The organism is Pontibacter korlensis, from assembly GCF_000973725.1.
Lineage (GTDB): Bacteria > Bacteroidota > Bacteroidia > Cytophagales > Hymenobacteraceae > Pontibacter > Pontibacter korlensis.
In genome coordinates, this window is record NZ_CP009621.1 from 2,171,344 (window position 1) to 2,183,270 (window position 11,927).

Consider the following 11,927-nt stretch of genomic DNA (forward strand, 5'->3'; position numbering starts at 1 on the left):
GTTGTGGTATGTTGTTTTTAGATCTGTACTATTTCTATTATTGAAACAACACTCATTAGTAACCCAAAGCCTATCCCGAAAATGAGTATTCCTGCAGGCACTTCATAAACTGCTTTGGTTCTTGGCTTCAAAAACAGGAATACCACGCCCAATAAAATAATTGGTATTGTAATAAAGAAAAAGAAAGTCCACCATGTAGGTATAAGGTTTAGAGCAATGGCTGTTATTCCTAATGCTCTAGGCTTCTTTATTATTCTATCAAACCAGTTACTCATGCTTCGAGTATTTGCTTTTATACTTTCGTAAGCTGCCTATATGCTTGTTCATCAGCCATCTCTGCTAATCTTGATAAGGTTTTTTTTGCAAAGTCTCCTGAAGCAAGACCATTGCTGATGAGTTCTAAACTTTGTATTAACTCATCTATAAGCGCCCAGTCTTCACTATTGAGTTTCTGCTTTTCAACTTCTTTACCTGCTCTCGCGAAACCATCGTTGTCCCCGCCATACTTCTGGTAGATATTTAGCTTATCAATAGTTATTCTTTTCATGATTTCAATGCACCACAACGGATTGGTGCAGAAGAAGCCGAAGCGTAGCGAAGGTTAATGCTGCACTGGGTTAGGCTATGTAATTCCTTTTGATATACTGTTTACTAACTCAATTCTGAATTGGATAGCTGGCATTCACTCTTGAAAAGTTCTCTGCATTAGTTGTTTTTTCTACATCCCTTGCATAATAAACCTGAGCTACATTATCGTAGTTACCTTCAATGCTATCTAACCAAGTACTGAGCTTATAGCCTGCCCGATAATCAAATAGGTACAAAGAAGAGTCCTTTCCCTTTTTCTCATAATTGTCAGCGACTCTGACAAGCTTTACTCTTTTATCTTCTTGGAAAACTAAATAAGCATGCATTACTCCATCAAATCCATAGTATTCGGCTTTGATATAGTCTTCTGGGCATGGATTTTCATTGTCATCACATCTGCCGTAGTAGAAGTAACTCTCACCATTACCATCCTGTCTCGTCACAGTTACCCCTTTGTATTCATAATATATAAATTCATTGTCACTACAGGATGCTAAGACAAGCATTATTAGTAATAGACTTATTAAATTTCTCATTGATTTCTATAAAGCCTAACGGATTGGTACATGAGGTGAGCAAGGCGTAGCCGCAGCTTAGTTCATGTGCTTGGTTAGCAAATTTAATTTTAATCACAGTCTTCGTCATCACCACACCCGATGTTTACACAGTCGATTACTGGATTTTCTACCAGTTCTATTTTTCCATGCTTATGGTTGAGACGATACGCTTTCAAGATCTCTGGCTTATCTCCAGTATATTGATTTACAATCGTAAAGAAAGTAAACTCCGAACCTTTGCACATAGTGTTCAGACTGTAGTTCATCTGATTATCAGTCCAGTTAGAAATTGATAAGGCATCTAAAACTTTCCAATTTGGTCGTGGGTTCGTTGTCGAAGTCTCAACAGTTTCTTCTAAAATGAGATAGTATTTGGTTGAGTCTGTTTTGTCTGCAAAGATTCCATAGCCATAGGCATATCCTTCTCTAAAGGGTTTTTCTTCTTGTATTAAGGTTCCTGTAATTGTGGTTAGATTAGTAAGGGAATCAATATAGAAGTTTATAAGTTCTTTGGCATCACTTATGAATACTTGTTGAGAGTGAGAGTCAGAGACTATTGATAGATTTTCATTTACTATTTCTTCTGTTTTAGACTCAGCACTTGTACAACTGTGAAGCAGCACAACTGGCGTAGCGATAAGGAACATCCACTTCTTCATAATTTTTATATTTGCTAACGGGCTGGTATAGCAGATGTGAGGCGTCAGCCGAAGCATGACTGCTATGCTTTGTTGGCGGAAGTATTTCTTATTTTAATATTGAGCAAGTTCAGAGTAATTGGAAAAAGAAGAAAAACTGTCCAAATCATGAAATTTCTAGGTAAGAGATCAAGATAGTAATTCAACCCAAATACTATAAATGTAAAAAGCATACATAAAAGAGAATGTGCTTTATTAACCTGCTCAGTTGAATATCTGGATATGTGTTGGCTCTTTAACGCCTTAATGTCTTTAAAGTACTGCTTATTAAAGAAGGTCCCTCTGCCTGGGAGGAATCCTGTTACCATTAGGAAGTTCTGTACCATGTAAATACTTGAAATGCCTAGAAGAAAATATTGAAGGGCCACATAAGCTCCATGTTGCAGGGTTTGTGTAGTTTCTATTTGGTCATTTTGGTACACATTCCAAGCGTTGTCAAATGCGAAGAGCACCATAACAATAGAACTCCAAATGCTTAGCGTCAGCCTGTTTGTTCTCGACAAAGCTGTATAACTGAATGCGTGGAAGATAGAGTAAAGGGACAAGAATAAGCCAACTGCCATCAAAACCTTTAATATCATGTATTCTGCGTTCACTATACCTAAGTCGACCACCCAGTACACGACAGCTAAAGACTGTAGCAGCGTAATACCTTCAGTAAGTTTGGGGATAATCTTCTTTTCGTAAACAACAATGGCAATTATTATAAAGATAAAGCAAAACACATAAGGCCACATTTCGATATGATGCTCAAAGCTATAGATACGCTCTCTTTTGCTAGGAAGAAATGCGATAAAGCTAAAGATAAATGCGCCTAGAGCAGTGAGCAGCACTTTGTTCCAGCTCTGGCAAAGCCTTTTATACTCGAAAAGCAATCCACTCAGCAAAGCCAAAACACTCAATGGTATAAGAATCTTGTCTGCGGAATAAACTCTGTACCCAATGTACATTGTCAATAATGAAAGAAATAAGCCTATAGCAACAAGGTAAGGCTTGAGATCCAATGGCCTTTTTTTCTTTTTCTTGGATTGTTGTAATTGCTTTGTTTGCATTAAGCTTTATAACTTTATGTTACCGCCAACGGCCTCGTATAAACAACGTGCAATACCGTCGGCCGAAGTATGATGTTTATACAATGTTGGCAATAGTATTTATTTTGTTAAGATTTTGAAATACTTCATGTTGTGAGTAAGAACTTCTCCAGGAACTACATCCCTTCCGTTGTAAATTATTGAATCATATTTACAGAGATTGGTGCTTGTGATTCTGTAGACTATGTTGTAACCATTCTTACGCTTGTTCTTATCAAGAACCACTCCCTCTATCAAACACTTAAAATCACTATCACCTACTACATAAGAGAAAACGGTCAATGAGGTTCTGTCTGTTCCGTCAGACCGGAAAGTGCCACTAAACGGAATCCTTATAGTATCTCCGATTACCAAGGCTTTGAAACGTCTTCTGTTTTCTTGCCTTTTTGCTTTTAGGTGCTTACTGATTTCATCAAGTCTTGATTTAATAGGTTCAAATTCTCTTCGGTAACAAGGATGCTCTCTAAGGAATAAGTCTTTGCTCTTTGCTGCCCTATGCAATTCAGGAAGTTTGTCAAATTCTTTTTTACGAAGACGGTCTACTTTCCTACTGGACTTATAGTGATAGGTGGTGCTTTGAAGTAAAACAACCTCTAGGTAATTGCAAGTGTCGGGAATTGATGCAATAGCGGTTTCGTATCCGATGAAGTTAAAACTCAGTTTTGTTGTTTCTTTGGGAATACTGATTTCAAAATATCCATCAATGTCAGTTTCTCCCAAAAGGACTGTATCCTTGCTGTATATCACGACACCTGGCAGTTCATCTAAATTTTCATCAATTATTCTCCCTTTAACAGTTTTTTGCCCAAACACATATGAAATGCTGGATACGAGTAATAAAACTGTAAAAAATGTTCTCAGAGATTCCAAACTTTCATTTTTAATATTATTGCCAACGGTTGGGCTATGGTGCGTTTATGCACTATAGCTTTTGTTGGCAGCAGGCTGTTCTATTTTAGCAATCAACTTTGAACTTCTTATTTTCCTGTAATTAATCTCGTCAACAGTAAATCCCACGACTGGTATAAAGACAACTGTTGACAGAGCTATCAAAGAAAGAAGGTTGTGGTCTGTTGTTGAGCTTCTAATTAGTTCTGCTAACCCCATTACAACTGTCGGAATTAAAAGAATACTAACACCTGTGGTAATCCAGACCTTATTGTAGCTTGGGTAATTATTAGGACGATAAACTTCAATCGCCTTGTTGTCGCTGCTAAACACATTTACCCACTTATAGTAGTCCCAGAACAGCAGGAAGATAATTCCTAACAGCATCATGGTTGCTATAAATGGAGTGAAAGAACCTATTGTACTTAGTGTGAGAACCGTGATGTTGAAAATTATCGGCAGAAAGATTAAAGCACCTACTGTTGCGAACCTTTGTGTGATGAGAAGTATGGCCGCAATCACCTGTGCCCACCCAATCAAATTGTAATAGTAGCCTGTGTGGTAAAGCGCGTCCAAATACTCGAAGAAAGGTCCAGTATTACCAGGATTAGCGAAGGGAACATTGGCAATTTTCTTTATCCCAGATGGAATGAATCCAAAACCTATCAGGAACCTAAGATTTATTGCAAATATGTTCAAATATCTACTGCTGCGTATCCTATCGTAAAGTGTTAACATGGAACGCTTCTTTTGTTGATTCATCAATATGCTTACTGCCAACGGCCGCGTGCTTAAGGTGCCGAAGCGTCAGCGAGGTAACTTAAGCATTGTGTTGTACTATGTAGTTTTTAATAAATTCCTGTGGTTTTAGTACCCCAACCCTTATCAAGCTCCTTGCAGAACTCAACAGAGAGTGGCTTCAGCTTTTTCGTGAATCTTTCTATTGGAAAGTCTCTTTCACCATCATTATTAGTAATATTTTCCAAATATTCATACTTAACCGCCCAGCGCACTATTTCATTTCCGTCAGCCAGCATCTGTTCTGCAAAGTCAGCAAGCTTAATTATATCTTCTTCTGTTCCGCTTTTTATTTTATCATAGGCAAGTGAGGAGAACTGGGCCATTTCTAACCCAAATTCATACTTGTTATCTCCCCAAGAATCCCTGTGTTCTTCAAGCTTGTCCTTGAACTCAGGAAACAGCTTTAGCATAATCTCTATACTTTCTTGTTCGCTTAACATTCCTGTTTTTCTATGATTTCTATATAGTACAACTAATGGATATACGTGAACATACGCTTATCTGCACTATGTACGAAGGTGGTCTTGCCTACTCTTTTTTTAGCTTTTAAAGCTGCTAAGGCAGTTTTACGTGTTGTCACCGTAATATTTTGCTATTACAATATAATATATTCTATTCAAAGCACCAGTACTTCCTACTTGATTTTAGACGAGATATGCTCAAGAAAGGTCGCATGCCTGGCATAAAACCGCCAAAAGCTTATATCATCATCCAAGTAATGGCTTTAAAACCTTGTATAGGGAGCGATGCCAGTAAAAGGTAACAATATCAATGAGGCAATCTCTGATATTTCAGTGCAATTTTACTATCCGTGTTTATCCGTTTATAAACGAGTATATTCGCGTTATAACACGGCTACGAGCTTTAAAACAAATCTGAATCAAAAACTGAGAACCAGGCACAGTTCTGACTTATATCCCTGTCACTTTCTTTTAGTATAAAAAATAGTGCAATTGCTTGGCAGATACATAGAATACAACAAGCAGGTAGTAGGGAGCGTTAAGTAAAAGACCGTTTTTCGGATGGCACAACTCCTGGCATGGCGTGAGCGGGTCGTGCTCTGCCCCCTCTTGTCCTTTCCGCTTCGTTTTTGGGGGTTTGGTCGGCGCGTTTTTGAGTTCCCGGCCATGATTTAGCATTTTGCACTGGGCATGGTGCTATACTGGCCCCGGCTGGCAACCGCCGTCGCTCCGAGGATACGGGCGAGCGCCTGATGAAGGAGATCAGCAGTAAGCTGCGTCACAACCGCTCGAGGAGGAGAAGGTGCTCATCGTCAATTGGCAGCCTTACAGTGCCCCCCTCCCTTGAGAAAATAACGGCAGGGGTGCCCTCACCAGGCTGTAAGGGCGCATATAGTACCGGCCCGTTTTTAAGGTTTCAGGTTTAGCTCACGAAGCCTGCCGTGCCAGAGGGGTCACCCTGTCCAGCTCGGAGGACGGGATGAGCCAGCGGCTCGGCCTGAGCACGTCCTTCTGCGCCTTCAACCTTCCCCTTTCAATGTAGTGGCGGATCGCTTTCTCCGTCACGTCTACTCCTCTGCTCTTTAGCTCTGCTCTGAACTCCCTTACCGAATAAAACGCTCTCATTTCCGTCAATACTTAAGGTTACAACAAAGTTTTACTGCTCTTTCTCTACACGCTCTCGCTTTATCTCTCCCAGGTCAATAGCCTACATACCGCACCACATCTACCCGAACTCCACGTCATGTTTCTAATCGTTCCACCTTGATATCTATTCTCGCTCTTAATTTCCCTATAGTACTAGCCCGTAATCAACCTTCAAAACCACATCCACTTAGCTCCAGTAAACTTCGACACACGTACGCTACAAACTCCAAAATGCTCTCAAGTACACCTCACCTAAGTCACCCTCACTCGATACTCACCACTTCAGTCACATCACGTCCTTCTTCGTCCTTCAACGTACCTTTTCGTCCTTCAATGCTCCTTTTCGTCCCTATAACAGGGGGGACATTTCTAGGAATACACACACAGTTCTCCCTTAGGGGTGGGGAACTGCCGGGGGAAACATTTCTGAGGTTTCCACACGCACCCGGGGACAAACAACCAAAAATCCCAGGGCTTGCGAATCGTTGCGCCGTCCATCGGTTGTTGCGCACCTTGCTCGCCGCTTTCGCTTTGTTCTCGGCTGTGGCTCTGAGCGCTTCTAGCCACGGGTAATGTTCATGCGGAACAGAGACTACGGACAGATACACATGAACATGCTGGATGTTTAGCCTAAAGCTGAGAGAATCCAGCCAAACTCTTCCGGTCTTTCGATACAGTATAGGAAAAAAGGGTGCGGGAGGTTAGTGCGGGGAGTTAAATTTTTTGCGGGTGCGCGAGAGGGGGGCGGGAGGGGCGGCTCACTTACAGTCAAGGGACCTGCCGGGACAAGCGGTACTAAATAGGGGAACTAGAAAATGCGGGAGAGTTTACAGGGCCAGCGGCGGCAGAGCGCCCTGAAAGGGCATATAAATGCCGCAAAAAGAGCGCTTACAGCGATTTCATGTGCCAGGTGGGAGTGAACTATATCTTAAGGGAGAAAGCTCGCCAGAGGGCGGAAAAAACGGCTCTGGGAGGCTTTTTTGAGTGCTGTCGTGCCTCTATAGCGTTCTTGCCCTTCTACGCGCCGAGTTCGTTGTGGCAGCACTGCCTCTTGCGCCTTTTTTGACATAGGCGTAAATTGTGCGGCCAAACAGACGCGCTGTGTCCTGTGGAGGGGGAGTGGAGGAAGTTGGGGTAGTGCCGTACGTTTCCTGGTGTGCCTAAGTTGGCCTTTGCGTACGATACGCACTCCCGTACTGTACCGGTACTTAGTGTACTGTATTATATATACCCCCACTCCCTCTCCACCACCATATATGTGTTCACTTTTTTCAGTGTCCCTAAGGGCGCAGGCAAGGGACGCAAGGGTATAAAGGGATCAAGGCTTTGCTATGTACATCTATCTTCCGCAGCAGGTCGTCGACTGGGTCGACAGAGACTTCAATAGGCTTAAGGAGCTCGTAACAGAAGGCGGTGGGAAGTGGAGCCGCACCATTGAGAAGCGGCTAAGGGAGAGAACCCTGTTTATAATCTGGTATGTCATTACCAGGCGCCTTTTCCCCGCCAAGGGGGATAACGGGGAGCGGCTCCGGGAGAAGTCAAGCCTGAGGGAGTTCGTCAGTATCCACCGCGACGAGCTCGCCCGCTACGGGGGGAGCACGCACTACTACAGCATCAGGAAATTTCTGGAGCAAATCTTCGTCCTGGAGGTAAACGAGGCGTATTCGACGGGCCAGGTGCCGGACTACCTGCACCGCTACAGGCGGGAGGTGCTCAGCCGGGTGTCGCTGAGCGAGGAGGTGGAGGAGAGCCTGCTGGCGAGCCAGGGGGGCTATGAAGAACTGGAGTTAAGGTTAAGCCCGTAAGGTAGTGCAGGTAGCAGCTGCTGTGTCTCTTGCTGCTTTTCTTCCCTCCCAAAGTATTTAGTATAAGTACGATTTTTTGATAAAATATTAAGGCTTTCTGCAGAAAAGCAGAAAGCCTTATGTGTCTAACGTTTTACAGAGTGGCTATGCCACCATAGTACATGCTCCGGCCTCTTGCTCAGGAATGGGTAAGCTTCTAAGTGTAGTCTTAGAGTTTGCTTTAGTGTACAAATCCAAAATGAACTTACGTCCTTTCTCTGTCCATTTAAGGTGAAAATTGACAACTATTTCTTCTCCATTCCTATTAGGTCTAACTACAGAGGCAAGCTCAGCTAACCCCATGTTTTGATATTTATCAGTCAGCTGCCAAACACCCTGATCGGTTTTGTGTTGGACTCCTTGTTCCTTTAGGAACTGATTTAGCTTTTCTCCGCTCAGGCTAGGGGAAAGCATTTTGCCAATTGTAGTTACGTTATAAGTTAGCTTCTTCTTCGTAAGGGCAGGAGATAAGTTGGATAGGTCCCTGCTAGTCGAGTAAAAATTATTTATAATAATTTCCTCTATCCTTTTATAAACCCAAACTTCGAATTTGGGTGATAGCCAAGCGGCAAATTTAAGTGCTAACAATTTATGCATCCAGGTGCCGGAATTGGAGCCGCCGCGGTTTACAACCAAAACGGGAATTCCCGATTCGCTTTGAAGCTCATTTATGTAGGTAGCAGTTTGTTTGCTCCTAATGAAGTCATGCACTCTTTTCTTGGGGAATGGCTTTGCCATTTCTGTGGCATTCACCATCAACTCATCATCTAGCCTAAAGGTGATGAAACTGCTACCGTACTGAAAAATTTTAGTCTTCTCCATTCTAACCTCCTTTTCTTAAGTTCAGATAACTCGTTGAGAGGCGTTCATAGAATGGTAATCCACTAGACTAGGGTTAATGAAACCTTATATGGGTTAGTCAAATTCCCTCCGCCTCTCAAAGCTGCTCTATTAATCTATCCCAATTGAAGTTAAAATAATGTGCAGGATGATCGTTATGTGTCGTTCAACTGCCAGAGTTAATTTGTACTGGTTGAGGGATGGGTCAAGTACAGCCTCTCGGTGGTATACTAGGCTGTACTTGATCCTTTAAGCTCATGATGCCCTTCTGCTTTTGCTGACAACCATAATGGATGCAGGCTCAGCCTCAATTTCAGCAACGGTCCTCTGGCGTGAAGCTTTAACCCAGTCCGCCAGCTCCTGCTTTACAAAGTATAGCCGCTTGCCTTTCTTAAGGTGAGGTATCGACCTGGAGCTGGTTTTCTCATAGATGGCTGACTTCGATACATTGAGGAATGCAGCAGCCTCATCTACTGTTAAGAAATCTCCAGTTGGCTGAGTAGTGTCGGTTTTATCCAGCCGTTCTTGAATGTCCAGCAGGATAGACTCGATACGGTCTATGCGCTTCTCAATAATAGCAAAAGGGTTTTCCATCATACGCCTCTATCATTTGTTCCAGTGCAAATGTATAAAGGAGTTTCTATGTGGTATTTGCGATTTACTTACGTATTATTTGCAAATGATTGTTGAGATGCCTTGCTTATAGCATCGAGTAGTCTTTGTTTGTGGCGTTTAAGTTCTTCAAGGTCAGCCGGTCCAGGCGCGTCACTATATCTGTCTACATAAGTAAAAAGGTTCTGTCTGCTACCGATATCCCCAAAGGTAGTTTCTAAGGCATTAACTAGCTGCTGCTTATTGGTAAAATGCTTGTTCATTAAATATCCTAGCTCATTTAACACAACAAGCATGATAGCATACTCTTTTTTTTATTTCACTTTCGAGTAAAGCTCTTTCACGATGGGATACACCTTTTTCCCATCCTCTGTTAGGTGGTAATAAAAACCGAACTCTCCATTTGTAGAGGGTGCCAGGTCTTGCTGCGAAAGTATTTGTTGCGGTTGTGATCTATGTAGCGCTTGACCTTGCTTAGGAGTTACGTTCGGCACGGAAATTTTTAATATGGATACAATTTCTTGTTTAAGCTGATATAGAGGATAAAGTGCCATTGAGATAGCTCCATTTAATAGCTTGTCCTTATCGTGAACCTTTTTCGGTTCAGCACCGGGAAGGGTAATTATATTATAGGGCGGTTCCTTACCCTGCAGGCTATATTGGTCTAACGCAGCAATGATTCTGTCCCGATACTCAAATTCTAGTTCATCCCTGCGGATAGAGATGTGAATGTCCACCTCGTCCAGAAGTGCTTTAAGCCTATGAGGCTGATGGTTCTTAGTGACTTCTTCAATATAGTCAAGGACTTCAAATCTATCAAGTACCTCTTCTTCTACTAATGTTAAGAAATCACTTAAACTTATTCTATCTTTCATTGCTTCCATTGTTGCTTTCCAAATTTTAGAATTGCTTGCCTCAGTTGTCAACCAAGGTCGAGAATAGACAATGTAAAATAGTGTAGTATCCTGCCGTTAATCAGGTATATATAACTAGCCTACTATATACCTAGGCTTTAATAGATTTGTTTTCATACCACTTACCTTAAATTGTATTTATCTTGATATGAAGTTAAAGGAAGGCAATTGAACCTTTGAGCCTTCGGATGGACAGTCTACGGTATGGAATTGTGGTGACCAAAGCGATTGATGCCTTCAGTGGCAAAGCCTCTTATGCAGAGAACAAGAATTAGTTTCACAGCAAATGGAGCTACGGCTTCGCTACATGAGATGGGAAGGCCGGCCTTGCGAAAAGTAAGGAGGTGAAGGGGATGACTGTAGCGTACAAGATGGGCGATAAAACCAAGTGTGCAGTCACAATGACTCCTAATGCCAACCTTTACGAGTACGAGATGAAACTTGAGTTAACGAGGGGCTGATACCTAGAGAGCCGAAATGTATGCAAATTGTATGTACATAAAAAAAGCCACTTAGCGATTTTACTCGTAAGTGGCTGATTTTTAAGTGGTCACGAAGGGAGTCGAACCCCTAACCTTCTGATTCGTAGTCAGATGCTCTATCCAGTTGAGCTACGAGACCATTCTGTTATTGTGATGCAAAGTAAAGGCCTTTTTTCTTTATACGCAAGACCTCTCTGAAAAAATTATTCATTTTTTGCCGCTGCCTTGCGTAATGATCGCTCTAAAGACCTGTCGAACAGGAAGTAAAGCCCTCCAATAGAAATGACAATTAATGCTACCATCAGTATCTGGCCGCTGCGTCCGCTGTCCGGATTCTGTAGTGCCTGTACTACATCACGGGCCTGAGTGCCCACCCAGAAGAAGAAAAGTGTGCGGGGCAGCATACCCACTATACTTGCCAGAAAGAATTTGCGCCTGTTTATCTGCAGCAACGAAAGCACGAAGTTCATCAATGCAAAAGGAAGCACCGGGGAGATTCGCGTCAGGAAGATAAGGCTCCAACTCTCGTTGCGTAGCTCCTGCATCAGGGCACGAGCCTTGTCAAACTGGTTCAGAAAGCTTACCATCTTGCCATGGTCTACCAGCTGAGCTATACTGTAGCCGATAAGTGCGGCAATACCATACGACACCACAATGCCTACAAAGCCGTTCCAGCCTAGATAGAACCCACTGATCAAAGCTATAAAAGTGGTCGGTGTTAGTGCCAAGGCCATGGTCATGGAGATTACGGCAAAGTATAGCAGCATCTCCCAAAACGACAGCCCCAGCAAAAGCTCCTGGTAGTTATATAACACCACAGCTGCCGTAGAACTAACTACAACTGGCACTACAACCAGCAAAAGCATGGATACAAACGTAGAGGCATTGTCGCGTATAAAGCTTCGCAGCAGCGGGAGTAACTTCATGTGGTATGTTGGGTAAGATACTATCAGGAATTAGACGAAAGACAAAGGACAAAAGATTTTAGCGGCTTTGAAAGTATCT

Annotated in this window: 14 protein-coding genes and 1 tRNA gene; 1 reads left to right on the top strand and 14 read right to left on the bottom strand. The window is 42.5% G+C overall.

Features of this window, described 5'->3' with window-relative positions:
* Positions 1-17: 17 nt before the first annotated feature.
* From PKOR_RS09425 to PKOR_RS09460, 8 genes are all read right to left on the bottom strand, one after another.
* Positions 18-275, bottom strand: a complete 258-nt coding sequence (locus PKOR_RS09425) for a hypothetical protein (RefSeq protein WP_046310339.1) — start codon at positions 273-275, stop codon at positions 18-20.
* A gap of 17 nt (positions 276-292) precedes the next feature.
* Positions 293-547, bottom strand: a complete 255-nt coding sequence (locus PKOR_RS09430) for a hypothetical protein (protein ID WP_148561655.1) — start codon at positions 545-547, stop codon at positions 293-295.
* Positions 548-656: 109 nt separating this feature from the next.
* Complete coding sequence (locus tag PKOR_RS23435) at positions 657-1,124, bottom strand: hypothetical protein (RefSeq protein ID WP_148561656.1); 468 nt, start codon at positions 1,122-1,124, stop codon at positions 657-659.
* Positions 1,125-1,213: 89 nt separating this feature from the next.
* Positions 1,214-1,804 (bottom strand): hypothetical protein, encoded by a 591-nt coding sequence (locus tag PKOR_RS09440; protein ID WP_046310342.1) that lies wholly within the window; start codon positions 1,802-1,804, stop codon positions 1,214-1,216.
* Positions 1,805-1,866: 62 nt separating this feature from the next.
* The gene (locus PKOR_RS09445) at positions 1,867-2,895 is read right to left on the bottom strand and encodes a hypothetical protein (RefSeq protein ID WP_046310344.1); all 1,029 of its coding nucleotides are present in this window, start codon (positions 2,893-2,895) and stop codon (positions 1,867-1,869) included.
* 99 nt (positions 2,896-2,994) lie between these two features.
* Positions 2,995-3,804 (bottom strand): carboxypeptidase-like regulatory domain-containing protein, encoded by an 810-nt coding sequence (locus PKOR_RS09450; protein ID WP_158453753.1) that lies wholly within the window; start codon positions 3,802-3,804, stop codon positions 2,995-2,997.
* Positions 3,805-3,849: 45 nt separating this feature from the next.
* Entirely contained in the window at positions 3,850-4,560 is a 711-nt protein-coding gene (locus PKOR_RS23440; RefSeq protein ID WP_148561657.1) for a hypothetical protein, read from the bottom strand.
* 110 nt (positions 4,561-4,670) lie between these two features.
* Positions 4,671-5,063 carry a DUF7674 family protein gene (locus PKOR_RS09460; RefSeq protein ID WP_046310347.1) on the bottom strand — a complete coding sequence of 131 codons (393 nt, stop codon included), beginning with the start codon at positions 5,061-5,063 and terminating at the stop codon, positions 4,671-4,673.
* A gap of 2,498 nt (positions 5,064-7,561) precedes the next feature.
* Between PKOR_RS09460 and PKOR_RS09470 the strand changes: the two genes are divergently transcribed.
* Complete coding sequence (locus PKOR_RS09470) at positions 7,562-8,035, top strand: hypothetical protein (RefSeq protein ID WP_046310351.1); 474 nt, start codon at positions 7,562-7,564, stop codon at positions 8,033-8,035.
* A 144-nt stretch (positions 8,036-8,179) separates the two neighbouring features.
* On the opposite strand, the gene PKOR_RS23445 is transcribed toward PKOR_RS09470, so the two are convergent.
* The 6 genes from PKOR_RS23445 to PKOR_RS09500 all read right to left on the bottom strand — a co-directional run bounded on the left by PKOR_RS23445 (position 8,180) and on the right by PKOR_RS09500 (position 11,848).
* Positions 8,180-8,896, bottom strand: a complete 717-nt coding sequence (locus PKOR_RS23445; RefSeq protein ID WP_052738791.1) for a KilA-N domain-containing protein — start codon at positions 8,894-8,896, stop codon at positions 8,180-8,182.
* Positions 8,897-9,169: 273 nt separating this feature from the next.
* Positions 9,170-9,511 carry a helix-turn-helix domain-containing protein gene (locus tag PKOR_RS09480; RefSeq protein ID WP_052738792.1) on the bottom strand — a complete coding sequence of 114 codons (342 nt, stop codon included), beginning with the start codon at positions 9,509-9,511 and terminating at the stop codon, positions 9,170-9,172.
* 65 nt (positions 9,512-9,576) lie between these two features.
* Positions 9,577-9,822 carry a hypothetical protein gene (locus tag PKOR_RS09485; protein ID WP_046310352.1) on the bottom strand — a complete coding sequence of 82 codons (246 nt, stop codon included), beginning with the start codon at positions 9,820-9,822 and terminating at the stop codon, positions 9,577-9,579.
* Between the two features lie 18 nt (positions 9,823-9,840).
* The gene (locus PKOR_RS09490) at positions 9,841-10,410 is read right to left on the bottom strand and encodes a hypothetical protein (protein ID WP_046310353.1); all 570 of its coding nucleotides are present in this window, start codon (positions 10,408-10,410) and stop codon (positions 9,841-9,843) included.
* A 577-nt stretch (positions 10,411-10,987) separates the two neighbouring features.
* A tRNA-Arg gene (locus PKOR_RS09495) sits at positions 10,988-11,061 on the bottom strand.
* Between the two features lie 64 nt (positions 11,062-11,125).
* A complete protein-coding gene (locus PKOR_RS09500; RefSeq protein WP_046310355.1) occupies positions 11,126-11,848 on the bottom strand; it encodes a TVP38/TMEM64 family protein in 723 nt (240 codons plus the stop codon).
* Between the last annotated feature and the right edge of the window lie 79 nt (positions 11,849-11,927).